Origin of the sequence: Plantibacter flavus, from assembly GCF_051487245.1 — a bacterium.
Taxonomy (GTDB): domain Bacteria; phylum Actinomycetota; class Actinomycetes; order Actinomycetales; family Microbacteriaceae; genus Plantibacter; species Plantibacter flavus_B.
On record NZ_JAHVDH010000001.1, the window covers coordinates 241,641 to 266,527 of the forward strand.

31 protein-coding genes are annotated in these 24,887 nt (G+C 67.5%); 29 read left to right on the forward strand and 2 right to left on the reverse strand.

The window, feature by feature from the left end; all coding sequences use genetic code 11:
- Positions 1-2 precede the first annotated feature (2 nt).
- From rplX to coaA, 24 genes are all read left to right on the forward strand, one after another.
- Complete coding sequence (gene rplX / locus KXS11_RS01070; protein ID WP_437383605.1) at positions 3-362, forward strand: 50S ribosomal protein L24; 360 nt, start codon at positions 3-5, stop codon at positions 360-362.
- Positions 362-946, forward strand: a complete 585-nt coding sequence (rplE, locus tag KXS11_RS01075; protein WP_437383606.1) for a 50S ribosomal protein L5 — start codon at positions 362-364, stop codon at positions 944-946. The genes rplX and rplE overlap by 1 nt, the downstream gene beginning before the upstream one ends.
- Positions 947-1,088: 142 nt before the next feature.
- Positions 1,089-1,487, forward strand: coding sequence for a 30S ribosomal protein S8 (gene rpsH, locus KXS11_RS01080; RefSeq protein ID WP_437383607.1), 399 nt, complete (start codon positions 1,089-1,091; stop codon positions 1,485-1,487).
- Positions 1,488-1,493: 6 nt separating this feature from the next.
- The gene (rplF, locus tag KXS11_RS01085; RefSeq protein ID WP_437383608.1) at positions 1,494-2,030 is read left to right on the forward strand and encodes a 50S ribosomal protein L6; all 537 of its coding nucleotides are present in this window, start codon (positions 1,494-1,496) and stop codon (positions 2,028-2,030) included.
- 2 nt (positions 2,031-2,032) lie between these two features.
- Positions 2,033-2,392: a 50S ribosomal protein L18 gene (gene rplR / locus KXS11_RS01090; RefSeq protein WP_437383609.1), complete on the forward strand. Its 360-nt coding sequence runs from the start codon at positions 2,033-2,035 to the stop codon at positions 2,390-2,392.
- On the forward strand, positions 2,389-3,096 hold the full coding sequence (gene rpsE / locus KXS11_RS01095) for a 30S ribosomal protein S5 (RefSeq protein ID WP_437383610.1): 708 nt from the start codon (positions 2,389-2,391) through the stop codon (positions 3,094-3,096). Before rplR ends, rpsE begins: the two co-directional genes overlap by 4 nt.
- Positions 3,096-3,278 (forward strand): 50S ribosomal protein L30, encoded by a 183-nt coding sequence (gene rpmD, locus KXS11_RS01100; protein WP_437383611.1) that lies wholly within the window; start codon positions 3,096-3,098, stop codon positions 3,276-3,278. The genes rpsE and rpmD overlap by 1 nt, the downstream gene beginning before the upstream one ends.
- Positions 3,278-3,874: a 50S ribosomal protein L15 gene (rplO, locus tag KXS11_RS01105; protein WP_437383612.1), complete on the forward strand. Its 597-nt coding sequence runs from the start codon at positions 3,278-3,280 to the stop codon at positions 3,872-3,874. Before rpmD ends, rplO begins: the two co-directional genes overlap by 1 nt.
- A 93-nt stretch (positions 3,875-3,967) precedes the next feature.
- Positions 3,968-5,293, forward strand: coding sequence for a preprotein translocase subunit SecY (gene secY, locus KXS11_RS01110; protein WP_437383613.1), 1,326 nt, complete (start codon positions 3,968-3,970; stop codon positions 5,291-5,293).
- Positions 5,290-5,919 carry an adenylate kinase gene (locus KXS11_RS01115; protein ID WP_437383614.1) on the forward strand — a complete coding sequence of 210 codons (630 nt, stop codon included), beginning with the start codon at positions 5,290-5,292 and terminating at the stop codon, positions 5,917-5,919. The genes secY and KXS11_RS01115 overlap by 4 nt, the downstream gene beginning before the upstream one ends.
- 19 nt (positions 5,920-5,938) lie before the next feature.
- Entirely contained in the window at positions 5,939-6,778 is an 840-nt protein-coding gene (map, locus tag KXS11_RS01120; RefSeq protein ID WP_437383615.1) for a type I methionyl aminopeptidase, read from the forward strand.
- Between the two features lie 36 nt (positions 6,779-6,814).
- On the forward strand, positions 6,815-7,708 hold the full coding sequence (locus tag KXS11_RS01125) for an aminotransferase class IV (protein WP_437383616.1): 894 nt from the start codon (positions 6,815-6,817) through the stop codon (positions 7,706-7,708).
- A 150-nt stretch (positions 7,709-7,858) separates the two neighbouring features.
- Positions 7,859-8,080 carry a translation initiation factor IF-1 gene (gene infA / locus KXS11_RS01130; RefSeq protein WP_017885304.1) on the forward strand — a complete coding sequence of 74 codons (222 nt, stop codon included), beginning with the start codon at positions 7,859-7,861 and terminating at the stop codon, positions 8,078-8,080.
- A 58-nt stretch (positions 8,081-8,138) separates the two neighbouring features.
- Positions 8,139-8,252 (forward strand): 50S ribosomal protein L36, encoded by a 114-nt coding sequence (gene rpmJ, locus KXS11_RS01135; protein ID WP_021759549.1) that lies wholly within the window; start codon positions 8,139-8,141, stop codon positions 8,250-8,252.
- A 156-nt stretch (positions 8,253-8,408) separates the two neighbouring features.
- The gene (gene rpsM, locus KXS11_RS01140; RefSeq protein WP_437383617.1) at positions 8,409-8,783 is read left to right on the forward strand and encodes a 30S ribosomal protein S13; all 375 of its coding nucleotides are present in this window, start codon (positions 8,409-8,411) and stop codon (positions 8,781-8,783) included.
- 41 nt (positions 8,784-8,824) lie between these two features.
- Positions 8,825-9,223, forward strand: coding sequence for a 30S ribosomal protein S11 (rpsK, locus tag KXS11_RS01145; RefSeq protein WP_437383618.1), 399 nt, complete (start codon positions 8,825-8,827; stop codon positions 9,221-9,223).
- A gap of 157 nt (positions 9,224-9,380) precedes the next feature.
- A complete protein-coding gene (locus KXS11_RS01150) occupies positions 9,381-10,370 on the forward strand; it encodes a DNA-directed RNA polymerase subunit alpha (protein ID WP_347867143.1) in 990 nt (329 codons plus the stop codon).
- A gap of 59 nt (positions 10,371-10,429) precedes the next feature.
- Positions 10,430-10,978, forward strand: a complete 549-nt coding sequence (rplQ, locus tag KXS11_RS01155) for a 50S ribosomal protein L17 (protein ID WP_437383619.1) — start codon at positions 10,430-10,432, stop codon at positions 10,976-10,978.
- 96 nt (positions 10,979-11,074) lie between these two features.
- A complete protein-coding gene (locus KXS11_RS01160; protein WP_437383620.1) occupies positions 11,075-12,088 on the forward strand; it encodes a GNAT family N-acetyltransferase in 1,014 nt (337 codons plus the stop codon).
- On the forward strand, positions 12,078-13,028 hold the full coding sequence (gene truA, locus KXS11_RS01165) for a tRNA pseudouridine(38-40) synthase TruA (protein ID WP_437383621.1): 951 nt from the start codon (positions 12,078-12,080) through the stop codon (positions 13,026-13,028). The genes KXS11_RS01160 and truA overlap by 11 nt, the downstream gene beginning before the upstream one ends.
- 178 nt (positions 13,029-13,206) lie before the next feature.
- Positions 13,207-13,653 (forward strand): 50S ribosomal protein L13, encoded by a 447-nt coding sequence (gene rplM, locus KXS11_RS01170; protein WP_437383622.1) that lies wholly within the window; start codon positions 13,207-13,209, stop codon positions 13,651-13,653.
- A 29-nt stretch (positions 13,654-13,682) separates the two neighbouring features.
- The gene (rpsI, locus tag KXS11_RS01175) at positions 13,683-14,168 is read left to right on the forward strand and encodes a 30S ribosomal protein S9 (protein ID WP_437383623.1); all 486 of its coding nucleotides are present in this window, start codon (positions 13,683-13,685) and stop codon (positions 14,166-14,168) included.
- Positions 14,169-14,193: 25 nt separating this feature from the next.
- On the forward strand, positions 14,194-15,555 hold the full coding sequence (gene glmM, locus KXS11_RS01180) for a phosphoglucosamine mutase (RefSeq protein ID WP_437383624.1): 1,362 nt from the start codon (positions 14,194-14,196) through the stop codon (positions 15,553-15,555).
- Positions 15,556-15,591: 36 nt separating this feature from the next.
- Complete coding sequence (gene coaA / locus KXS11_RS01185; protein WP_437383625.1) at positions 15,592-16,542, forward strand: type I pantothenate kinase; 951 nt, start codon at positions 15,592-15,594, stop codon at positions 16,540-16,542.
- Between the two features lie 85 nt (positions 16,543-16,627).
- Here coaA and KXS11_RS01190 read toward each other — a convergent pair whose 3' ends face one another.
- Together KXS11_RS01190 and KXS11_RS01195 are read right to left on the reverse strand one after the other, a co-directional pair.
- The gene (locus tag KXS11_RS01190; protein WP_437384117.1) at positions 16,628-18,001 is read right to left on the reverse strand and encodes an APC family permease; all 1,374 of its coding nucleotides are present in this window, start codon (positions 17,999-18,001) and stop codon (positions 16,628-16,630) included.
- Positions 18,002-18,227: 226 nt separating this feature from the next.
- Positions 18,228-19,325 carry an alcohol dehydrogenase catalytic domain-containing protein gene (locus KXS11_RS01195; protein WP_437383626.1) on the reverse strand — a complete coding sequence of 366 codons (1,098 nt, stop codon included), beginning with the start codon at positions 19,323-19,325 and terminating at the stop codon, positions 18,228-18,230.
- A gap of 117 nt (positions 19,326-19,442) precedes the next feature.
- Here KXS11_RS01195 and KXS11_RS01200 point away from each other — a divergent pair, with 117 nt between their 5' ends.
- The 5 genes from KXS11_RS01200 (at position 19,443) to tsaE (ending at position 24,886) form a co-directional block, all read left to right on the forward strand.
- Complete coding sequence (locus tag KXS11_RS01200) at positions 19,443-20,888, forward strand: PucR family transcriptional regulator (protein ID WP_437383627.1); 1,446 nt, start codon at positions 19,443-19,445, stop codon at positions 20,886-20,888.
- A 65-nt stretch (positions 20,889-20,953) separates the two neighbouring features.
- On the forward strand, positions 20,954-22,801 hold the full coding sequence (gene glmS / locus KXS11_RS01205; RefSeq protein WP_437383628.1) for a glutamine--fructose-6-phosphate transaminase (isomerizing): 1,848 nt from the start codon (positions 20,954-20,956) through the stop codon (positions 22,799-22,801).
- A 74-nt stretch (positions 22,802-22,875) separates the two neighbouring features.
- Positions 22,876-23,232, forward strand: a complete 357-nt coding sequence (locus KXS11_RS01210) for a holo-ACP synthase (protein ID WP_437383629.1) — start codon at positions 22,876-22,878, stop codon at positions 23,230-23,232.
- Positions 23,232-24,389 (forward strand): alanine racemase, encoded by a 1,158-nt coding sequence (gene alr / locus KXS11_RS01215; RefSeq protein ID WP_437383630.1) that lies wholly within the window; start codon positions 23,232-23,234, stop codon positions 24,387-24,389. The genes KXS11_RS01210 and alr overlap by 1 nt, the downstream gene beginning before the upstream one ends.
- Positions 24,390-24,403: 14 nt before the next feature.
- Positions 24,404-24,886 (forward strand): tRNA (adenosine(37)-N6)-threonylcarbamoyltransferase complex ATPase subunit type 1 TsaE, encoded by a 483-nt coding sequence (gene tsaE, locus KXS11_RS01220; RefSeq protein ID WP_437384118.1) that lies wholly within the window; start codon positions 24,404-24,406, stop codon positions 24,884-24,886.
- Position 24,887 lies beyond the last annotated feature (1 nt).

The following is a 24,887-nucleotide window of genomic DNA, read 5'->3' on the forward strand; positions in this document are numbered from 1 at the left end:
TCATGGCAAAGATCAAGAAGGGCGACCTGGTTCAGGTCGTCTCAGGCCCGAAGCAGGACCGCGGTGGTTACCGCGGCAAGCAGGGTCGCGTCATCGAGGTCCTGGCGGACAAGAACCGGGTGATCGTGGAGGGCGTCAACTACGTCACGAAGCACACCCGCGTCGGCCAGACCCAGCGTGGAACGAAGACCGGCGGCATCGAGACCGTCGAGGCTTCGATCCACATCTCCAACGTCGCACTTGTCGACCCGGAGACCAAGGGCCCGACCAAGGTCGGCCACCGCAACGAGGAAGTCACGAAGGACGGCGTCACCAAGACGGTCCGCGTTCGTTACGCCAAGAAGTCAGGTAAGGACCTGTAATGACTGACACTGAAGTGGCGACTGGCAAAATCCAGCCCCGTCTCAAGCAGAAGTACCGCGCTGAGATCCTTCCGCAGCTGCAGAAGGACTTCGGCTTCACGAACGTGCACCAGGTGCCCGGACTCGTGAAGATCGTCGTCAACACCGGCGTCGGCGAGGCAGCTCGCGACAGCAAGGTCATCGACGGCGCTGTCTCGGATCTCACCAAGATCACCGGTCAGAAGCCGCAGGTCACCAAGGCACGCAAGTCCATCGCGCAGTTCAAGCTGCGCGAGGGCCAGCCCATCGGCGCTCACGTCACGCTTCGTGGCGACCGCGCCTGGGAGTTCCTGGACCGCCTGCTCAACCTCGCACTGCCCCGTATCCGCGACTTCCGCGGCCTCTCGGACAAGCAGTTCGACGGCAACGGCAACTACACCTTCGGCCTCACGGAGCAGTCCATGTTCCACGAGATCGACCAGGACAAGATCGACCGCGTCCGCGGTTTCGACATCACTGTCGTGACCACGGCCAAGAACGACGACGAAGGTCGCGCGCTCCTCAAGGCGCTCGGCTTCCCGTTCAAGGCGGCTGAGTCCAACTGAACATCCGCCCGGTCCTCGGTGTCATAGCCGAGGACCGGGCTTCCGCCCGTTCGGGGCAACCCTGCTCCGATCGGTTCAACCACCACAGGTCGGCACCCTTGCACAGGATGTCGAAACCTGGTGAACAAAGGAAACACCAGATATGACCATGACAGATCCGGTCGCAGACATGCTGACCAGACTGCGCAATGCGAACTCGGCGCACCACGACACCGTGTCGATGCCGCACTCCAAGCTCAAGGTGAACATCGCCGAGATCCTCAAGTCCGAGGGCTACATCTCCGGCTGGGAGGTCGCAGACGCGACCGTCGGACAGACGCTCAAGCTGAGCCTCAAGTTCGGCCCGAACCGCGAGCGTTCCATCGCCGGCATCAAGCGGGTCTCCAAGCCCGGCCTTCGCGTCTACGCGAAGTCGACGGAGATCCCCAAGGTCCTCGGCGGCCTCGGCGTCGTTATCCTGTCCACCTCCAGCGGCCTCCTCACGGACCGCCAGGCCGAGAAGAAGGGCGTGGGTGGGGAAGTCCTCGCCTACGTGTGGTAGCCAGTCATGTCTCGTATTGGAAGACTCCCCATCGACATCCCGGCCGGAGTGACCATCGACGTCACCGGCCAGGTCGTCTCCGTCAAGGGCCCGAAGGGTGAGCTCTCGCTCACCGTCGCCAGCCCCATCGAGGTCAAGCTCGAAGACGCGCAGCTGCTCGTCACGCGTCCGGACGACGAGCGCAACTCGCGTTCGCTCCACGGCCTGACCCGCACGCTCATCGCGAACCAGATCATCGGCGTCACCCAGGGCTACTCCAAGGGCCTCGAGGTCGTCGGTACCGGTTACCGCGTCGCACAGAAGGGCAGCGCGGTCGAGTTCGCGCTCGGCTTCTCGCACCCCGTCACCGTTGAGCCGCCCGTCGGCATCACGTTGACCGTCGAGGGCAACAACAAGCTCACCGTCGCCGGCATCGACAAGCAGGCCGTCGGCGAGGTCGCTGCCAACATCCGCAAGATCCGCAAGCCTGAGCCGTACAAGGGCAAGGGTGTGCGCTACGCCGGCGAGATCGTGCGTCGCAAGGCCGGAAAGGCTGGTAAGTAACCATGGCTCGTCCAACGAAGACTGCCGCACGTGGCCGCCGTCACCTGCGTCTGCGCAAGAAGATCGAGGGTACCGCGGTCCGTCCGCGTCTCGTCGTGAACCGTTCAGCCCGTCACGTGTTCGTGCAGGTTGTCGATGACACGAAGGGTCACACCCTCGTCTCCGCCTCGACCATGGAGGACACCCTCCGGACGTTCGACGGCGACAAGACCGCCAAGTCGCGCAAGGTCGGCGAGCTCATCGCCGAGCGTGCGAAGGCAGCCGGCATCGAGGATGTCGTATTTGACCGTGGAGGCAACCGCTACGCAGGTCGCGTGGCAGCAATTGCCGATGGTGCTCGAGAGGGCGGATTGAACCTGTGAGCGAAGACAACAAGCAGCAAGAGGCTGTCGCGACCGTTGCGGAGACTCCTGTGGAGACCGCGGCATCGACCGAGCCCTCGACCGACCGCGAGCCCCGCGAGGCTCGTCGTGGCGGCCGTGAGCGCAACCCGAACCGCGACCGCGGCAGCCGGGACAGCGACAAGAGCCAGTTCCTGGAGCGCGTCGTCACCATCAACCGCGTCTCGAAGGTCGTGAAGGGTGGTCGTCGCTTCAGCTTCACCGCCCTCGTGGTCGTCGGTGACGGCAACGGTCTGGTCGGCGTCGGCTACGGCAAGGCTCGCGAGGTTCCTCTCGCGATCTCCAAGGGCGTCGAGGAGGCGAAGAAGAACTTCTTCCGCGTCCCTCGTGTCGGCTCGACCATCCCGCACCCCACCCAGGGTGAGGCAGCAGCCGGTGTGGTGCTCCTGCGCCCCGCTGCCGCTGGTACCGGTGTTATCGCCGGTGGTCCCGTCCGCGCCGTCCTCGAGTGCGCCGGTATCCACGATGTGCTGAGCAAGTCGCTCGGTTCCTCGAACACCATCAACATCGTCCACGCGACCGTCACGGCGCTGAAGCAGCTCGAGGAACCTCGTGCCGTCGCAGCCCGTCGTGGTCTCGAGTTCGACCAGGTCGCTCCGGCCCGTCTGCTCCGTGCAGAGGCTGAGGCTGTTCAGGCGGCCGCCGCTGCAAAGGTAGGTGCCTGATGGGCCAGCTGAAGATCACGCAGATCAAGGGCAGAATTAGTGAGAAGCAGAACCAGCGCGACACGCTTCGCAGCCTGGGTCTCCGTCGCATCGGCGCTGTCGTCGTCCGTCCGGACAACGCTCAGAACCGCGGCTACGTGAACACTGTTGCTCACCTCGTACAGGTTGAGGAGATCGACTAATGGCTGAGAAGAACGAAACCACTGAGGAGAAGGCCCCCAAGGCCGCTGCGAAGGCAGCTCCGAAGACGGCAGCGGCCAAGGCCGAGCCGAAGGCGAAGGCAGCTCCCAAGGCTGCTGCAGCCAAGAAGGTCGCCAAGGAAGAGCCCGCGCCCAAGCGCGAGCAGGTCCTGAAGGTGCACCACCTCCGTCCCGCCGCCGGTGCCAAGAAGGCACGTATGCGCGTGGGTCGCGGTGAGGCGTCCAAGGGTAAGACGGCGGGTCGCGGTACCAAGGGTACGAAGGCTCGTTACCAGGTCAAGGTCGGCTTCGAGGGTGGGCAGATGCCGCTGCACATGCGCACCCCGAAGCTCCGCGGCTTCAAGAACCCCTTCCGCGTCGAGTACCAGGTCGTGAACCTGGAGAAGCTCGCCGAGCTGTACCCGAAGGGTGGCGACGTCACCAAGGTCGACCTCGTCGCCAAGGGTGCCGTCCGGAAGAACGAGAAGGTCAAGGTTCTCGGAAACGGTGACATTGCCGTTAAGCTGAACGTCGCGGTAGACAAGGTCTCCAGCTCGGCAGAGCAGAAGATCGTGGCAGCCGGGGGCAGCATCAAGTAGCCCTCGGCCGGCTCCGCACAGGAGCTCACTCGGGTGGCCGGCTTCACGCCGGTCACCCGGGCCGACCCCGCACCATCTCACAGGAGGCCTCTTTTGTTCAGCGCCATCGGGCGGATCTTCCGTACCCCGGATCTTCGTCGCAAGATCGGGTTCACGCTCGGAATCATCGCCATCTATCGCCTCGGGTCCTTCATCCCCGCTCCGTTCGTGAACTTCCCGAACGTGCAGCAGTGCCTGGCGAACCAGTCGGATAGCGCTTCCGGCCTCTACGAGCTCGTCAACCTCTTCAGCGGTGGCGCGCTCCTCCAACTCTCGATCTTCGCGCTCGGCATCATGCCCTACATCACCGCGTCGATCATCGTGCAGCTCCTCCGCGTGGTCATCCCGCACTTCGAGACGCTGCACAAGGAAGGCCAGTCCGGCCAGGGCAAGCTGACGCAGTACACGCGTTACCTCACGATCTTCCTGGGTGTCCTCCAGTCGACGACCCTCATCACTGTCGCCAAGAGCGGTGCGCTCTTCGGCAACCAGGGCGGCGTCTGCGCCGACCTCATCACCGCCCAGGGCGGGACCTGGTACGGCATGCTGCTCATGGTGATCACCATGACCGCCGGTACCGGCCTCGTCATGTGGATGGCCGAGCTCGTCACCGAGCGTGGCGTCGGCAACGGCATGTCCCTCCTCATCTTCACCTCCATCGCGGCGACCTTCCCCGGTTCGCTCGGCGCGATCTGGACCGCCAAGGGCCCCGAGGTCTTCCTCCTCGTGCTCGGTGTCGGGCTCGTCATCGTCGCGCTCGTCGTGTTCGTCGAGCAGTCGCAGCGGCGCATCCCGGTCCAGTACGCGAAGCGCATGGTCGGTCGTCGCACGTACGGCGGCAACAACACGTACATCCCCATCAAGGTCAACATGGCCGGTGTGGTGCCCGTCATCTTCGCGTCGTCCATCCTGTACCTGCCTGCCCTCATCGCGCAGTTCAACCAGCCGACGACCGGCACGCCGGCACCCTGGGTCCTCTGGATCCAGCAGTACCTCACCAAGGGCGATCACCCGCTCTACATGCTGATGTACTTCCTGCTCATCGTCGGATTCACGTACTTCTACGTCGCCATCACCTTCAACCCTGAAGAGGTCGCCGACAACATGAAGAAGTACGGCGGCTTCATCCCGGGTATCCGTGCCGGGCGCCCGACGGCCGAGTACCTCGACTACGTGCTCACCCGCGTCACGCTGCCGGGATCCATCTACCTCGGTTTGATCGCACTCCTCCCGCTGATAGCGCTCGCGCTCGTCGGTGCGAACGCGAACTTCCCCTTCGGTGGCGCTTCGATCCTCATCATCGTCGGCGTCGGCCTCGAGACGGTCAAGCAGATCGACTCGCAGCTCCAGCAGCGCCACTACGAAGGACTCCTGCGTTGAGCGCCGCCGGACAGCTCGGCACCTCGCTCGGGCGCAAGCCGCGTCTGCTCATCGTCGGTCCTCCAGGATCCGGCAAGGGCACGCAGGCAGCGTTCCTCGCGGAGCGCTTCGACATCCCTGCGATCTCCACGGGAGACATCTTCCGCGCGAACATCAAGGGCGGTACCGCGCTCGGCAAGCAGGTCCAGGCGATCGTCAGCGAGGGCGGCTACGTGCCCGACTCCCTCACGAACGAGATCGTCCGCGATCGACTCCACCAGCCGGACGCCATCGACGGTTTCCTGCTCGACGGCTACCCGCGCACGCCGGACCAGGTCGTCGCTCTCGACGCCCTGCTCGCCGAGAGCGACTCGACGCTGGACGCTGTCGTGCAGCTGCTCGCCGACACGGAAGAGGTCGTCGCCCGCCTGCTGAAGCGTGCTGCCGAGCAGGGGCGCACAGACGACACCGAGGAGATCATCCGCCACCGTCTCGAGCTCTATGCACAGGAGACGGCGCCGCTGATCGAGGTCTTCACGGCGCGCGGACTCGTCCTCGCCGTCGACGGCCTCGGTGACGTCTCCGAGGTCACCGCTCGCATCGATGCCGCCCTCGCAGAGCGTGGCATCATCGTGCCTGCGGTCTGAGCCTGCTGAGCCGCTCCCGGTGTTCCGCAAGTCCATCTACAAGACGCCTGAACAACTCCGGGCGATGATCGCTCCCGGTCTCGCGACGGCGGCGTCGCTCGACGCCGTCCGAACCCTCGTGGCACCGGGCGTGACGACCCTCCAGCTCGACACGGTCGCGGAGGCGGCCATCGTCGCCGCCGGTGGGCACTCGAACTTCAAACTCGTGCCCGGGTACCGGCACACGGTCTGCACCTCGGTGAACGAGGACGTCGTCCACGGCATACCGGGTTCGCGCGTGCTGCAGCCGGGAGACATCGTCTCGATCGACAGCGGCGCGGAGATCGACGGGTGGAACGGTGACTCGGCGATGACGATCGTCCTGCCGGACCCGTCGCGCCCCGAACTCGTCACCGAGCGTGAGCGGCTGTCCGCCGTCACGGAGGGATCGCTCTGGGCCGGGATCGCCGAGCTCGCGACGGCACGCCACCTCAACCAGGTGGGCGCGGCCATCGAGGAGTTCGTCGAAGAGAACTCGCCTGAGGGCCGCACATACGGCATCCTCACCGACTACGTGGGCCACGGCATCGGTCGCACCATGCACGAGGCGCCACCGGTGTTCAACTACCGCGTGCGTCAGCGGGGTCCCGAGGTGAAGCCTGGACTCGTCGTCGCCATCGAGCCGATGGTCGTCGCCGGTGACCCGGCCACCTTCGTCCGCGACGACGAGTGGACGGTCGCCACGCTCGACGGCAGCGCGGCAGCGCACTGGGAGCACAGTGTCGCGGTGCACCGGGACGGCATCTGGGTGCTGACCGCTCACGACGGCGGCGCGGCAGCCCTGGCGGCGTTCGGCGTCACCCCCGTCCGTCCTGCGTGAACGGGTTCGGTCCGTCCCGAGGGTAGAGTGCTCGACATGAGCGACCCGATCGTGTTCCTCCTCGATGCCCTGCCCGCCGACGCCTCCGTCGAGCCCGCGGCGCTGGACGCCTCGATCCATCCCGTGGGTGACGGCAGCGGTGTCCTGAGCGTCTTCGACCAGGGGCCGGCTCGAGGTGACGGCATCTTCGAGACCGTCGGCGTCGTCGGTCGCCATGCGCAGTCGGTCGACGCGCATCTGGAGCGCTTGGCCGCGTCTGCGCTGGCCCTCGACCTCCCGGCGCCGAACCTCTCGCAATGGCGCGCCGCGATCGTCCGTGCACTCGCGGCGCTTCCCGGCACCGGCCAGAGTGCGCTGCGCCTCGTGCTGACCCGGGGGAACGGTGCGTCCGGTGCGCCGACCGCGTGGATCTCCGCGACCCCTGCGACCTCCGGGTTCCCCGAGCGCGAGACGGGAGTGCGTGTGGTGCTCCTCGATCGCGGACTCGCAAGCGACGTGCAGGAGCGTTCGCCGTGGCTGCTCGCCGGCGCGAAGACACTGTCGTACGCGGTGAACATGGCGGCTCTCCGTGAGGCGCACCGTCGCGGTGCGGATGACGTCCTGTTCGTCAGCACTGACGGGTACGTGCTGGAAGGGCCGACGTCGACGCTCGTCGCTCGGTTCGGCGACGTGTTCGTGACGCCTCCGGCCTCGAGCGGGATCCTCGCCGGGACGACGCAGCTCGCACTCTGGGACCATCTCGCCGAGGCGTCGCTCGTGGGGGAGTACCGCATGCTGACGCCGCACGAGCTGCTGCAGGCCGACGCGCTGTGGCTCCTCTCCAGCGTGCGGTTGGCGGCCCCAGTCAGTTCGGTCGACGGCCACGATGTCGAGATCGACGCCGAGTTCACCGCATCGTTCAACCGCGCCCTGCTCGCCCGTCGGGATTGACCGCGGAGTGTCGCGGTCTGAGTTGGCGAAACCGCAGAACATAGCATAGGATTGATCTTTGGTGCTTTCGGCATGCCTTCAGCGAGCCGACATCCGCACCGCAATCCATCCGCACGACCAGTGCGACTCAACCTGAGCGACAGTGAGGCTATGGCCAAAAAAGACGGCGTCATCGAGATCGAGGGCCAAGTGGTCGAGGCTCTGCCCAACGCGATGTTCCGCGTTGAGCTGACCAACGGACACAAGGTACTTGCCCACATTTCGGGCAAAATGCGTCAGCACTACATCCGCATCCTCCCAGAGGACCGCGTGATCGTGGAGCTGACCCCCTACGACCTGACCCGTGGTCGGATCGTCTACCGCTACAAGTAGGTCGCGCTGTAAGTAACGGCCGGGTCCTCCGGCACGATGACAGCGAAAAGAGAGAATCATGAAGGTCAAGCCCAGCGTCAAGAAGATCTGCGACAAGTGCAAGGTCATCCGTCGCAACGGCCGCGTCATGGTCATCTGCGAGAACCCGCGCCACAAGCAGCGCCAGGGTTGATCGCAGAGGCTCATGCAGCCCTGAGCAACACCGCTACACCCCTCTAACGGCAGTTCCAGATCCCGTCCGGCAGTACGCCGGACGGGTGACACCTCGGGTCGGAGGCCCGGGCACCGGAACCGCTCCACACCTCCACAACTCCTAGGAGAAGCCACCATGGCACGTCTCGCCGGCGTAGACATCCCACGCGACAAGCGCGTGGAAGTTGCACTGACGTACATCTACGGTGTTGGCCGCACTCGGTCACTCAAGACCCTCGCCGACACCGGCATCAGCGGAGACATCCGCGTGAAGGACCTCACCGACGACCAGCTGGTCGCCCTCCGCGATTACATCGAGGGCACTTTCAAGGTCGAGGGTGACCTGCGCCGTGAGGTCGCAGCCGACATCCGCCGCAAGGTCGAGATCGGGTCCTACCAGGGCATCCGCCACCGTCGTGGACTTCCCGTCCGCGGTCAGCGCACCAAGACCAACGCGCGCACCCGCAAGGGCCCGAAGCGCACCGTCGCCGGCAAGAAGAAGGCTCGCTAGGCCCCGCCTAGTCGCCTCGTCACAGGACTTAGGAGATATTCATGGCAGCACCAAAGTCGGCCGTTCGGAAGCCGCGCAAGAAGGAAAAGAAGAACGTCGCCGTGGGCCAGGCCCACATCAAGTCGACCTTCAACAACACGATCGTCTCGATCACCGACCCCTCGGGTGCGGTCATCAGCTGGGCTTCGTCCGGTGGCGTCGGCTTCAAGGGTTCGCGCAAGTCGACCCCGTTCGCCGCACAGCTCGCCGCCGAGTCGGCCGCGCGTCAGGCGCAGGAGCACGGCATGAAGAAGGTGGACGTCTTCGTCAAGGGACCGGGTTCCGGTCGCGAGACGGCGATCCGTTCGCTGCAGGCTGCCGGCCTCGAGGTCGGTTCCATCAACGACGTCACGCCTCAGGCGCACAACGGCTGCCGCCCTCCGAAGCGTCGCCGCGTCTAATTCCTTCGGTTCACCAGCCCTGATCCGTCCGCGATGGTCGTCAGACCGTCGCGGACGGATCAGGGCATGGTCCTGGTGATCAGGGCCAGCGAACACAACTCAATACCTCGCCAACGCAAGTGTCATATAGCGGACACTTAGCCGAAAGGAATCCATAGTGCTCATCGCACAGCGCCCTACGCTCACCGAAGAATCGATCTCGGAGTTCCGCAGCCGGTTCATCATCGAGCCGCTCGAGCCAGGCTTCGGGTACACCCTCGGGAACTCCCTCCGTCGCACCCTGCTGTCGTCCATCCCGGGCGCAGCGGTCACCAGCATCCGCATCGACGGCGTGCTGCACGAGTTCAGCACGATCCCCGGTGTCAAGGAGGACGTCACCGAGATCATCCTGAACATCAAGGGTCTCGTCGTCTCCAGCGAGCACGACGAGCCGATCACGGCGTACCTCCGCAAGACCGGCGCAGGCCAGGTCACCGCGGCCGACATCTCGGCTCCGGCCGGTGTCGAGGTGCACAACCCTGATCTCGTCATCGCGACGCTCAACGACAAGGCGAAGTTCGAGCTCGAGCTCACGATCGAGCGTGGCCGCGGCTACGTGTCGGCGACGCAGAACCGCAACGAGTTCAGCGAAGCCGGTCAGATCCCGGTCGACTCGATCTACTCGCCCGTCCTCAAGGTGACCTACCGCGTCGAGGCGACTCGTGCCGGTGAGCGCACCGACTTCGACCGTCTGGTCGTCGACGTGGAGTCGAAGCCGGCGATCACGCCGCGCGACGCCATCGCGTCGGCCGGTCGCACGCTGACCGAGCTGTTCGGCCTGGCCCGCGAGCTCAACACCGCTGCTGAGGGCATCGAGATCGGCCCCGCGCCGGTCGACGCCGTCCTGCCGGGCGAGCTCTCGATCCCGATCGAGGACCTCGACCTCTCCGTGCGCTCGTACAACTGCCTGAAGCGCGAGGGCATCAACAACGTCAGCGAGCTCGTCGCGCTGTCGGAGACGCAGCTCATGAACATCCGCAACTTCGGTCAGAAGTCCGTGGATGAGGTTCGCGACAAGCTCACCGAAATGGGCCTCTCGCTGAAGGACTCGGTCCCCGGGTTCGACGGCGCCCACTTCTACAGCGGCTACGACGACGAGACCGTCTAACGGTTCCGTCCGGCTAGCCCGCGTTCCACCTACGACTTCCAACCTGAAGAGAGACAACAATGCCTACTCCCACCAAGGGACCCCGCCTCGGAGGCGGCCCGGCCCACGAGCGTCTGCTGCTCGCCAACCTCGCTGCTGCGCTGTTCACCCACAAGCGCATCCAGACCACCGAGACCAAGGCGAAGCGCCTGCGTCCGCTCGCTGAGCGCCTGATCACCTTCGCGAAGCGTGGCGACCTGCACGCTCGTCGTCGTGTGCTCGCGACCATCACCGACAAGAGCGTCGTGCACGAGCTCTTCACGGAGATCGCGCCGCTCGTCGCCGACCGTCAGGGTGGCTACACGCGCATCATCAAGACCGGTTACCGGAAGGGCGACAACGCTCCGATGGCCGTGATCGAGCTCGTCCTCGAGCCCGTCACGCCGAAGGCCAAGCCGGCCAAGTCGGCTGCGAAGCACGCTGCGGCTCCGGCCGAAGAGGCTCCGGTCGAGGAGACCGCCGTCGAGGCCGAGACCGAGGCTGCTGAGGCAGTCGAGGCGACCGAGACCGACGACGCCTCGGCCACGGCCGAGGACGCTGCTGAGGCTCCCGCGGAGGAGACCAAGTAGTCCTCCGCACCGTTTCATCGGAACCCCGCTCTCCCCTCGGAGGGCGGGGTTCCATCGTCCCGGCGCGTCTCCGTGGGGTGTTCTAGGCTGGAGACCATGAGCACCAACTCCGTCGTCCCGGCCGGTCAGCCTGCCCTCCCGCAGCATCCCGACATCGCCGTCTGGCGGGCTGCGGACCGGTCCGACATCGATGCACTCGTCGCGCTCTGCCGGGCGATGGATCCATTCGACAACCCGCACCGGGTGACGGGGCGCGACGAGATCGCCGACGAGTTCGACCACGAGTGGATCGACATGGCCTCCGACAGCCTGTTGGCGCTGTCTGCGGAGGGCGAGGTCGTGGCCTTCGCGATGGTGGTGCTCGCGCCGTCTCGCGACGTCTCGGTGTACTCCTACGTCTTCGGTGGCGTCCATCCCGCCTGGCGCGGCCGCGGTATCGGTCGGCTCGTGCTCGGTTGGTCCCTCACCCGATCCGAGCAGCAGCTCGCTTCGGTCGAGGGTTCAGCCCCCACGTCGTCTCGTGCCTACGTCGACGAGCACAACGCGAGTGGCGCGCGACTCTTCGACCGCTTCGGCTTCGAGGTGGCACGGTACTTCACGCTCATGGAGCGCGACCTCCATGCTCCGATCGACGCGATCGAGACGCCGGACGGTGTGCGTCTCGTGCAGTTCGACGAGGCGTTCGCCGAGCGGACCCGTCTGGCTCGAAACGACTCCTTCCGTGACCACTGGGGCAGCCTCGAAACGGTCCCGGCGATGTGGCAGCAGTTCGTCGGCGGCGCGCACTTCCGTGACGAGCTCTCGGTGATCGCGGTGGACGAGACGGACCGTGTCGTGGGGTTCACCCTCGCGGAGGTCGACGAGGAGAGCTGGGGCGCCCAGGGGTTCACGAGCGCGTACATCGCGCTCGTCGGAACGGTGCGTGACTGGCGTGGGCGCCGTCTGGCGCCCGCCTTGCTCGCAGCGGCACTCGAGCGGATCCAGGCCGCCGGGCTCGAGCGCGCGACCCTCGAGGTCGACACCGCGAGCCCGACGGGTGCCCTCGGCCTGTACGAGCGTCAGGGCTTCGTCGCCACGACCCGTGAGCTGGCGTACGTCCGTGAGCGCTGAGACCCTGGCGCCCGTTGCCGCTGATCCGCTGCCGACGCAGCGGTTCCGTCTGGAGATCGCCTACGACGGTACCGATTTCGCCGGGTGGGCGAAGCAGCCGGGGCTCCGCACGGTCGAGGGGGTGCTCGAAGGGGCACTGCGGTTGGTGTTGAGCAAGACCGTGCCGCCGATGCCGCGCTTCGTCGTCGCCGGTCGCACCGACACGGGGGTGCACGCGACCGGGCAGGTGGTGCACCTCGACCTCAACGAACCCCAGCTCGCGAAGATCATGCGGATGCAGGGCAAGGATGCGGAGCTGGGAGAGGAGTCGCCGAAGCTCGCGTCGCCGAGCGAACTGCTCGCGCGCCGGTTGAACGGCGTGCTCGGCATGGAACGCGACGTCGTGATCCATCGTGCGGAGCCTGCGCCAGACGGTTTCGACGCGCGCTTCTCCGCGGTCTGGCGTCACTACCGCTATCGGCTCGCCGATGCCGGTGTGCGGAAGGATCCACTGCTCCGACGGACGACCAGTTGGACGACGTCGGACCTCGACGTCGAGGTGCTCGCGGCCGCCGCCGCCTCGCTCGTCGGACTCCACGACTTCCAGGCGTACTGCAAACCTCGCCCCCGCGCGACGACCATCCGGACGCTGCAGGCGTTCTCCTGGGAACGTGATGAGACGGGCGTGCTCGTCGCGAGTCTCACCGCCGACGCGTTCTGCCACAGCATGGTGCGGTCGCTCGTCGGTGCCTGTGTCGCCGTCGGTGAGGGGCGCATGACGCTCGCCGAGGTCACCCGGCTCCGTGACGGTGGAAAACGGCAGGTCGACTTCCGGGTGATGCCGGCTCGTGGGCTGACCCTCGTGCAGGTCGGCTACCCCGAACTCGGTCTGCTGCAGGCCCGCGCCTCCGAGACCCGACAGCGTCGTCACCACGGGCACGTGGCCGCGGCCGCTGACTGAGCAGCCGCTGAGCTGAATTGACCGAAGGAGAGTCCTCGCGTAGACTCTCCCGTTGGTACCTGCACCTTCTGCGGTGTGGTACCCGAAGTTGAGCCCTCCACCTCGGGCGTTCCGATCGGAACACCCAACAGGAGCGGGATTCACGAACGACCAACTCCGACCAGAAAGCAGCACTATTGTGACGCGCACGTATTCCCCGAAGGCCAGTGAGATCACGCACGACTGGGTCGTCATCGACGCCACCGACGTGGTCCTCGGCCGCCTCGCCAGCCAGGCAGCAGCGCTCCTGCGCGGCAAGCACAAGGCGACCTTCGCACCCCACCTCGACAGTGGCGACTTCGTCATCATCGTCAACGCCGACAAGGTCGCCCTCACCGGCTCCAAGGCGCTCCAGAAGAAGGCCTACCGCCACTCCGGTTACCCGGGCGGCCTCTCGGCGGTCACCTACTCCGAGCTCCTCGAGAAGAACCCGATCCGCGCCGTCGAGAAGGCGATCCGCGGCATGCTGCCGAAGAACACCCTCGGCCGCGACCAGCTGAAGAAGCTCAAGGTCTACACCGGCAGCGAGCACCCTCACGCAGCTCAGCAGCCCAAGCCGTTCACGCTCGACCAGGTCGCCCAGTAAGCACCGGACCAAGAAAAAAGGATTTTACAGTGGCGAACATCGCAGATTCCATCGAAGAGACCCCGCAGAGCTACTCCACCGAGACGCCTGCTGAAGCAGCAGTCACCGCGCCTCGCGCCGTGCTCAGCGTCCCCGGCGCGGCTGTCGGCCGTCGCAAGCAGGCCATCGCCCGCGTGCGCCTCATCCCCGGCAACGGCACCATCACGGTCAACGGCCGCACGCTCGAGGACTACTTCCCCAACAAGCTGCACCAGCAGCTGATCAACGACCCGTTCACGGTCCTCGACCTGGCCGGCGGCTACGACGTCATCGCGCGCATCTCCGGTGGTGGCCCCTCGGGTCAGGCCGGCGCGCTGCGCCTCGGCATCGCTCGTTCGCTCAACCAGATCGACGAAGAGAACAACCGCGCCACCCTGAAGAAGGCCGGCTTCCTCTCCCGCGACGCTCGCGTCAAGGAGCGCAAGAAGGCTGGACTCAAGAAGGCCCGTAAGGCTCCGCAGTTCTCGAAGCGCTAATCGCGCTCGGATCAAGCGAAGCTACATGCCTCAGCTGTTTGGTACCGACGGTGTTCGCGGTCTCGCGAACGCCGACCTGACGGCAGACCTCGCTCTCGGCCTTGCCCAAGCCACCGCAGTGGTGCTTGGGCAAGGCCGTAGTGCTGAGGCCCGCCGTGCCGCCGGGAAGCGTCCCGTCGCCGTGCTCGCACGCGACCCCCGCATCTCCGGCGAGTTCCTGTCCGCCGCCGTCGCGGCGGGCCTGGCGTCCTCTGGCGTCGACGTGCTCGAGGCCGGCGTCCTGCCGACTCCGGCGACCGCCTTCCTCATCGCCGACATCGACGCCGACTTCGGTGTGATGATCTCCGCCTCGCACAACCCCGCCCCCGACAACGGGATCAAGATCTTCGCCCGCGGCGGCACCAAGCTCCCCGACGTCGTGGAGCAGCGCATCGAGGAGTACCTCGACCGCCCCAAGCTCAGCCCCACCGGTGCCGACGTCGGACGCATCCGACGCTTCGCCGACGCCGAGGACCGCTACGTCGTGCACCTGCTCGGCAGTCTGCCGCACCGTCTCGACGGGATCCACGTCGTGCTCGATTGCGCCCACGGTGCAGCGGCCGGCGTCTCACCCGAGACCTTCCGTGACGCAGGAGCCCGGGTCACCATCATCGGCAACGATCCCGATGGCATGAACATCAACGACGGTGTCGGTTCCACGCACCTCGACCAGCTCTCGAAGGCCGTGCTCGAGCACGGTGCCGACCTCGGCATCGCGCACGACGGCGACGCGGACCGCTGCCTCGCGGTCGACGCCGACGGCCGGATCATCGACGGCGACCAGATCATGGCGATCCTCGCCGTCTCGATGCAGGAGCGGGGCAAACTCAAGGACGACACCCTCGTCGCCACGGTGATGAGCAACCTCGGACTCCATGTCGCCATGCGCGAGCACGGGATCCGGGTCATCCAGACGAGTGTCGGCGACCGCTACGTGCTCGAGTCCATGAACGAGCACGGGTACTCGCTCGGTGGCGAGCAGTCCGGACACGTGATCATGGCCGAGTACGCGACGACCGGTGACGGCATCCTCACCGGGCTTCACCTGGTGAGCGAGATGGCTCGCACGGGGAAGACGCTCGCCGAACTCGCATCGGTCATGCAGGTGTACCCGCAGATCCTGGTGAACGTCACCGGTGTCGACCGCAACCGACTCGTCGGAGACGAGGTCGTCGACGCCGCTGTGCGTGCCGCGGAAGCGGAGCTCGGTGACGAGGGCCGTGTGCTGCTGCGTCCGTCGGGGACCGAGCCGCTCGTCCGCGTGATGGTGGAGGCCGCAGACCAGCCGACGGCCGACCGCCTGGCGCATCAGCTCGCAGACGTCGTCCGGGCCCGCCTCGCCATCTGAGGCACCCCGGCCGTTCAGCTGTGGAAGAGTGATCGCATGACTTCGACGACTGGTGCCCCGTCCGGGCAGGCGACGCCCTACGTGGAGATCGACCGCGCGGAATGGGCGAGACTCGCTCCGGCGATGGCCACCCCGCTGAGCGAGACCGAGGTCGTGCAGATCCGTGGCCTCGGCGACCGACTGGACATGCGTGAGGTGGAAGAGGTCTACGTGCCGCTCAGCAAGCTGCTGAGCCTCTACGCGAAAGGCACGCAGGACCTCGGGCGATCGACGAGTCAGTTCATCGGCGACCAGGCGTTGCGGACGCCGTTCGTCATCGGCGTCGCCGGTTCGGTGGCCGTGGGGAAGTCGACGATCGCGCGGCTGCTCCGAGAGCTCCTGTCGCGCTGGCCCGACACCCCACGGGTCGAACTCGTCACCACCGACGGATTCCTGTACCCGAACGAGGAGCTCGAGCGTCGGGGCATCATGGACCGCAAAGGCTTCCCGGAGTCCTACGACCGCCGTTCCCTCCTCCGGTTCATCACCGAGGTGAAGAGCGGAGCCGCCGAGGTCCGGGCACCGTTCTATTCGCACCTGCGGTACGACATCATCCCGACCGCGCAGGTGGTCGTGCGCCGACCCGACGTCCTCATCGTCGAGGGACTGAACGTGCTGCAGCCGGCCGCCACGGCGAGCGGACTCGCGATCAGCGACCTGTTCGACTTCAGCATCTACGTGGACGCCCGCACACGCGACATCGAGTCCTGGTACGTCGACCGCTTCATGGCGCTGAAACGGGGCGCGTTCTCGAACCCGAACTCCTTCTTCAACGTGTTCGCGGACCTGTCCGACGAGGAGGCCGCCGATCAGGCGCGCGGTTTCTGGCGGTCGATCAACGAGCCGAACCTGCTCGAGAACATCCGACCGACCCGCTCCCGGGCGAAGCTCGTCCTCCGCAAGGACTCCGACCACACGGTCTCCTCCGTCCTGCTCAGGAAACTCTGACGCAGGACCTCGGCCGTTCGCCACGACGACGCCCTCCGGCCGGACATCCGGGCGGAGGGCGTCGTCGTGGCGAACAGGCTGGAGGCTATCCGACACCCTCGAGCTGGTCGGTCTCGGTGTTGCCGATGTTCCGGATGACCTCCGGCCGACGCTTCGCGAGGTACGCGTACCAGGCGATCGCGACCGCGAGGGTGGCGAGGAACAGGTAGGGGATGATGTTGAGCGGGAACGCGGGCACCGGGTACACGTTGGCGAAGAAGACGTAGACCATGCTCAGCACGGCGATGACCGCGCAGACCCACACGAGGCCGTTCCGCATCCCTTCGCGGCGCGTGTAGACGACGCAGGCGATCGCGACGAGCGCGTACGCGACCATGTAGCCGTACGTGCCGTAGGTGTCGACCCACACGACGATCGACATCGGGTCGACGCCGCTCGCGAGCAGGACGATGTCGAGCAGGATCGCCGTGGGGCCGGCGATGAGCAGCACCCGGTGAGGTGTGAGGTGACGGTCGTGCGTGCGACCGAAGCGTTCCGGGACCACGCCTTCCTTGCCCATCACGTAGACGATGCGGCCGACGACGTTCAGCGGGGCGACGACGACGGCGAAGAACGAGGCGCCGACGCCGAGCGTCAGGACGGGGGAGAACCAGCTCGGCATGCCGATGGCGCTCGCGATGTCCTCAAGCGGGTTGGCCGATTCGCCCAGCCCTGCGCCGAGGACGACGACCTGGGTGTATGCGGCGAAGACGTAGAGGACGCCGACGGTCACGGCGCTCCACATGATCGCACGGGGGATCGCGACGTACGGGTTGCGGGCCTCTCTGCCGAGCGCGTCCGCAGAGGAGAAGCCCACGAACCCGAGGATGCCGAGCACCATGCCGGCGGCGACTCCCTGGAACGGCACGCCCTCGAGCGAGAACTGCGCCGGATCCCAGGCGCGCGGACCTGCCCAGACGAGAGCGAGCACGAGGAGCACCAGGATGATCGTGATCGACACCAGTTCCAGCACCAGGGACACTCGTGCCGAGAGCCGGATGCCGCGGATCGTGAAGAGCGTCGCCAAGCCTCCGAGGACGACGGCGAGCACGATCCAGGCGATCGGGCCGTCGAACGGCACCCCGATGAGGACGAGGAACTGTCCGACGTAGGAGATCGATCCGCCGAGTGACCCGGCCGCGATGCCCCAACATCCGATGAGGAGGGTGATGCCGGCGAGATAGGCGCCGAACGGCCCGAGGCCCTTGGACACGTAGGTGTAGAGCGAGCCGGCGGAGGCGTGGCGTCTCGCGAACACCGCGACGCAGTAGCCGACGCTCAGGATGACGATGGTGGCGAGGACGAACGACAGGACGGTGCCGTTTCCGGCCCCGAGGTAGATCGCGGCGGCGGTGAACGCGATGACCGCGCTCGGCGCGATGTTGGCGATCGCTTGGGCGGCGAGTTCCGGGCCGCTCATCACACCGCGGCGGAGGCCGGCATCGGTCGGTCGTGCTGATGCGCCGGAGGGGGAGTCCGATGACGCGGAGGCGGTGCGAGAGGACATGGCTGGCTCTCCAATGAGTCGTGGTGCAGCTTCGGGGTGGGTGGGGTGGGTGGAACGGCGAGGCCGACACCGTGTGGGGGAGGGCGTCGACCCCGCCGGTGTGTGCCGGGCTGAGCCCGGTACCGGACGGGCCGGTGGATCAGGGGATGAGGAGGGTGCGGAGGGCGCCACCCGACTCGAGGTCGTCGAACGCTTCAGCGGCCTCGGCGAGGGGGCGCCTCGAGGAGACGAGCGGATCGAGCATGAGCTGGCCGTCCATGTACCGATCGACGAGGGCGGGGATGTCGATCGACGGGCGGACGCTGCCGTAGTTCGATCCGAGGATCCGCTGGTCGGCCTCGGCGAGGACGAGCGGCTCGAACGAGGCCTTCGCGCCGGTCGGTGGGAGACCGACGATCACTGCCGCGCCACCGAGGCCCAGCATGCGGATCGCCTGCTCCGTCGTGGTCGTGCGGCCGATCGCGTCGAACGCGTAGTCGGCGCCGTCGGGCAGGAGTTCGAAGAGCGCGTCGACCGCGTCGACCTCGGCTGCGTTGATGCGGTCCGTCGCACCGAACTGGGCGGCGAGGAGGGTCTTGTCGTCGCGGACGTCGACGGCGATGATGCGTTCGGCACCGGCGAGCTTCGCCCCCTGCACGACGTTGAGCCCGACACCGCCGCACCCGATGACCACGACGGTGGCGCCGGGCTCGACGGCCGCCGTGTTGAGCACGGCGCCGACACCGGTGGCGACCGCACAGCCGACGAGGGCCACGACGTCGAGTGGTGCGTCGTCACGGACCTTGATCGCTCCGGACGCCGGGACGACGACCTCCTCCGCGAAGGAGGAGACGCCGAGGTAGTGGTGGACCAGCTCGCCGCCCTGGGACAGGCGGGAGGTGCCGTCGAAGAGGACGCCCTTCGGAGCGACGACCGTCGCCACCTTCTGACACCGTGCCTCGTGGCCGGAGCGGCAGTAGCGGCACTCGCCGCACGGCGGGACCCAGGACAGCACCACGTGGTCGCCGACCGAGAGCGAGGTGACGCCCTCACCGAGTTCCTGGACGACGCCCGAGCCCTCGTGACCCATCACGAGCGGAGCGGCGGCATCCCACTCGCCACGCTTCACGTGCAGGTCGGAGTGGCAGACCCCGGCGGCGGCGATACGGACGCGGACCTCGCCGGCGCGCGGCGCCGAGAGGTCGACATCGGTGTACTCGATCGGCTGTTCGGGGGAACGGAAGACGACGGCTTTCATCGGGGGCCTCCTGCGGCGGTGGTGGGTCAGGGACGATGGTAGGGAGGACGCTGCATCCGTGCACTGTGCGAAAGTGTGGATCTGCGACGTCTGATCGACATCTCGTACACTGGGCCCATGGCTCGCGACCTCGACTCGATCGTCCGGATGCTCGGCGGTCGGCTGGAGGCGGGTTCCGTCCCCGGGACCGCGCCGGTCGATCAGATCGTCGACATCGAGGCGCTGGCCGTGCGTTCCCACCCTTCGTTCACGTCCATCGTGACCGGCACGCCGACCGGTATCGAGGGAGTCCTCCACGACGGAGGGGCGCGACGGGACGCGCTCGCTGCCGCCGTGGTGCTGTGCCAGGAACCGGCCTCGGGTGATGAGACGCCGTCCGAGATCGGCGCCCTCCTCGATGTCGGCGCGACCGTGCTCTGGTGCCTCGAGGACCCGTCGCTCGCGTCGCTGCGGATCGAGGCGATCCTGGCCGGCGACCAGGCGGCTGAGGACCGGCTCGTCGCCACGGGAACCCGGGTGCTCACCCAGGTCGCCCGGCGCGGCGGTGTCGGTGCCATCGTCGCCGAACTCGCGAGCCGGATAGACGGGTGGGCGGTCCTGCTCGACGACCACGGGCAGACGATCTCGAGTGCCGGTGCCGGGGCCCTGCATGTCCAGGATGCGACGGCGGTCGCCTTCAACCGGCCGATCCGCATCCGGCACCCGGGGCTCCAAGTGCATCCGATCGGGCTCGGCGAGGAGCTCGCGGCCTACCTCGTCATCTCCTCCCGGGAGGGCGGGTTCAGTCGCGTGCGGTCGCTGGCGGCCCAGGCAGCGGCTCTCCTCGACCTCGTCCTCCGGACACACGATCACTCGGTCGCCGAACGTCTCGGGCGCGACCTGCTCGTCGACACCCTGATCGACGGTGCCCCGGAGCAGATCATCGAGCTCCTCGGCCGATGGGGGGTGCGGGAGGAGCAGCTGGTCGCGTTCACGCTGTCCTCGCGATCGAAGACGGTCGATGTGGAGCGCGTCGCCAGCCGCTGGTTCGACGAACTCGGTTGCGCCCAGATCATGACGGTACGACAGGGCGTCTTGACGGGCTTCCTCCGGGAGGATCGGACGGCGGACCTCATCGACCGTGTGCAGGGCTTCGCCCAGACCGCCGCGACCCCGATCCGCCTCGGGGTGGGGGATCCTGCCCCGCTCGACGCACTCGGGCGCTCGGCGCGGCAGGCCGAGCAGGCGCACGAGGCGAGTGTCGGTGACCGGATCGTCGTCCGGTACCGGGCGCTGCCGACGATCGGGTACGTGTTCGACCGGCTCGACGCGTCGGCCACCCGCGAGCTCCGGTCCGTCCTCGATCCGCTCATGGAAGGCGGTGAGCACGGTGAGCTCACCAGGACGCTGCGCCGATATCTCGTCGATGACGGCGCTTGGGGCATCACGGCGGAGGCGCTCGGGATCCATCGGCAGACGCTGCGGAGCCGCATCGGCAGGATCGAGGAGCTCACCGGGCTCTCCATGGCCGACCCGGACGATCGCGCCGCGGCATGGTTGGCGCTCCGGGCGCTCGAACGCTGACGGTTCGCTGCAAGCGCGTATTGGTGCATGATCCTCGCAAAATCCCGCCGATTATGCTCGTCCATATGTGTGGAATCGTGGGATACGTCGGCAACGACAAGACGGTGGACGTCCTGATGGGTGGCCTCAAACGGCTCGAGTACCGGGGCTACGACTCTGCCGGCATCGCCGTGCTCGACGCCACCGGCACCCTGAACACCCGCAAGCGCGCGGGCAAGCTCGCCGTGCTCACCGAGAACCTGGCCGCCGATCCGATCGCGCCGGGCTCGACCGGAATCGGCCACACGCGGTGGGCGACCCACGGCGGACCGACCGACCGCAACGCGCACCCGCACCTGGGCGACGACGGCCGACTCGCCCTCATCCACAACGGGATCATCGAGAACTTCGCCGAGCTGCGCGCTGAACTGCTCGCCGACGGGTTCACCTTCGAGAGCGACACCGACACCGAGATCGCGGCGGTCCTGATCGGGCGCGAGTACCGCTCGACCGGCGACCTCACGGAGGCCTTCCGCCGAGTCGTCGTCCGCCTCGACGGCGCGTTCACGCTCCTCGCGATGCACCAGGATCTGCCGGGCGTCGTCATCGGAGCGCGTCGCAACTCGCCACTCGTGATCGGCTTGGGCGAGGGCGAGAACTTCCTCGGTTCCGACGTCGCCGCGTTCGTGCAGTACACGCAGCGCGCCCTTGCGATCGGTCAGGACCAGATGGTCGTGATCACCCCCGACGAGGTGACCGTCACCGACTTCTTCGGCGCTCCGGTCGAAACCTCGCCGTTCGAGATCCAGTGGGACGCTTCCGCCGCCGACAAGGGTGGCTGGTCGAGCTTCATGGCGAAGGAGATCAGTGAGGAGCCGGACGCGGTCGCGAACACGATCCGCGGACGCGTCGAGGGCGGTCAGGTCGTCATCCCCGAGCTGGAGGGACTCGACGAGCTCTTCCTCGACATCAACCGCATCGTCATCATCGCGTGCGGCACAGCGGCGTACGCCGGAACGGTCGGCACCTACGCGATCGAGCGGTGGGCCGGTATCCCTGTCACGGTGGAGCTCAGCCACGAGTTCCGCTACCGCGATCCGGTGATCGACGCCAAGACCCTCGTCATCTCGGTGAGCCAGTCGGGCGAGACGATGGACACCCTCATGGCCGTGCGGTTCGCCAGCGAGGCCGGTGCGAAGACCCTGTCCATCTGCAACACGCAGGGAGCGACGATCGCGCGCGAGTCCGACGCCGTCGTGTACACGCACGCCGGCCCGGAGGTCGCGGTCGCGTCGACGAAGGCGTTCACCGCGCAGATCACCGCGCTCTACCTCTTCGCGCTGCACCTCTCGCGGGTCCGCGGCACGCAGACCCCGACCTACCTCACGGAGCAGGTCTCCGAGCTGCAGGCCATCCCCGACAAGATCTCGAGCATCCTCGGTGCTTCGGAGAAGATCGCGCAGCTCGCCCACTGGATGGCCGATTCCAGGGCTGTGCTGTTCCTCGGTCGTCACGTCGGCTACCCGATCGCGCTCGAGGGTGCACTCAAACTCAAGGAGCTCGCGTACATCCACGCCGAGGGCTTCGCCGGCGGCGAGCTGAAGCACGGCCCGATCGCGCTCATCGAGCCCGGCCAGCCGGTCTTCGTCGTCGTTCCGAGCCCGCGTGGTTCGGCGATCCTGCACCCGAAGGTCATCTCCACCATCGAGGAGATCCGCGCCCGCGGTGCACGCGTCATCGCGATCGCCGAACAGGGCGATGCAGCCGTCCTGCCCTCGGCAGACGAGGTCATCCCGATCCCGCTCGCCGGCCCGCTCTTCGAACCGCTGCTCGCCGTCATCCCGCTCCACATCTTCGCGATGGAGCTGGCGACGGCGAAGGGTCTCGACGTCGATCAGCCGCGCAACCTCGCGAAGTCGGTCACGGTCGAGTAGTCGCGGTCCGCGCACCGCGAGGTGGCCTGCCCGGCGGGCGGGCTGCCTCGGTGCGACGGTCGTAGAGTAGAGGGATGATCATCGGCATCGGCGTGGACCTCGTGGACCTCGCCAGGTTCGAGCGGGCCATCACCCGGACGCCGAACCTGCTGGCGCGGCTGTTCGTGCCGTCGGAGCGCGAGCTGCCGCTGCGGTCGCTGGCGGGTCGGTTCGCAGCGAAGGAGGCGCTCATCAAGGCGCTCGGTTCCTCCGACGGCATCCGCTGGCAGGAGATGGCCGTCGTGAACGGCCCGGAAGGCAAGCCCGACTTCGCACTGTCCGGCGTCACGGCCGGAGTCGTGGCCGAACGCGGCATCACCCGTATGCACCTGACGATGACCCACGACGCCGGTGTCGCCGTCGCCTTCGTCGTCGCGGAGCGTGACCTCTGATGGCGCAACCGGGAACAGCAGGACGGCCGACCCGTGAGGCCGTCATCGATCTGGACGCCGTGCGGCACAACGTCCGTCGACTGCGTGAGCTGACCGGTGTCGCCGAGCTCATCGTCGTCGTGAAGGCCGACGCGTACGGACACGGTGCCGTGCCGGTGGCCCGCGCCGCCGTCGAAGCCGGAGCGGACCGGTTGGGCGTCGCCGACATCTCTGAAGGACTCGCCCTCCGAGCCGCCGGCATCACCGCACCGGTCCTGGTGTGGCTGCACGGCCCGGACGCAGACTTCGGGTCGGCCCTCGCCGCAGACCTCGACCTCGCATTGTCGTCGGAAGCGCAGCTCGCCCAGGTCATCGCCGCAGCCGCCGCCCACGGGACGCAGGCGCCCGTCGTGCAGTTCAAGCTGGAGACGGGCCTCAGCCGGAACGGTGCGGCGGAGGCTGAGTGGCCCGCGCTGTTCGCCGCCGCGGCCGCCGCCGAACGGGCCGGCCTGGTGCGCGTCGACGGGCTCTTCTCCCACGTCTCCAACACCTCTTCTGAGGAGGACGCCGCCGCAGCTGCCCGATTCCAACGGGGCGTCGCTCTTGCGCGGGCGGCCGGCCTCGCGCCACGCGTGCTGCACCTCGCGGCTTCCGCGGCAGCGCTCGGCGAGCCGGAACTCCGGTACGACGCCGTCCGGATCGGCCTCGCGGTCTACGGGCTGTCGCCGTTCGAACCGGACGCCCCGGCGGACCGCACCGCCGATGCGTTCGGGCTCCGCCCGGTGATGACGCTGCGGGCGAGCGTCGCCGCGGTGCGCAGGGTCGAACCCGGCACAGGGGTGTCGTACAACTACAGCTATCGCACGGATCGTCCGACGACCCTCGCGCTCGTGCCGCTCGGTTACGCGGACGGCATCCCTCGGAGTGCGTCGAACACGGGTCCCGTCGTGATCAACGGTCATCGATACCGTGTGTGCGGCAGGATCGCCATGGACCAGTTCGTCGTCGACGTCGGCGATGACGAGGTCACGGTCGGTGACGACGCCGTGCTGTTCGGCGACCCGGCGACGGGTGCTCCCCGGGTGGAGGAGTGGGCGGACGCCGCCGGCACGATCAACTACGAGCTCGTCACCCGCATCGGCCAGCGCGTCGTCCGAACCCCGCGGAGCGCATCGTGACGCAGAACGGCCCCATGCTCGGAGTCACGGAGATCGAGACGCCCGAAGACATGCACGAGTACGGCATCGGCTTGGGCCGGGCGCTCGGTGCAGGACAGCTGCTCGTGCTGACCGGCCCGCTCGGGGCGGGCAAGACGACGCTCACCCGCGGCATCGGCGAAGGCCTCGGCGTCCGCGGCCCGGTCACGAGCCCGACCTTCGTCCTCGCCCGAACCCATCCGAGTCTCGTCGATGGACCGCCGCTCGTGCACGTCGACGCCTACCGACTCGGGTCGGCCCTGGAACTCGACGACCTCGACATCGACTTCGCCCGCTCGGTCGTGGTCGTCGAATGGGGCGCCGGCCTGCTCGACGGTGTCGCGAGCGAGTGGTACGAACTCGTCATCGAGCGTCCGACCGGAGCTGAGACCGCGGCACACGCGCTCGAACCGGGCGAGGAGCCGATCGAGCGCCGCACGCTCACGCTCACCAGGCACACCGCCGCGGACGCCGGGTAGG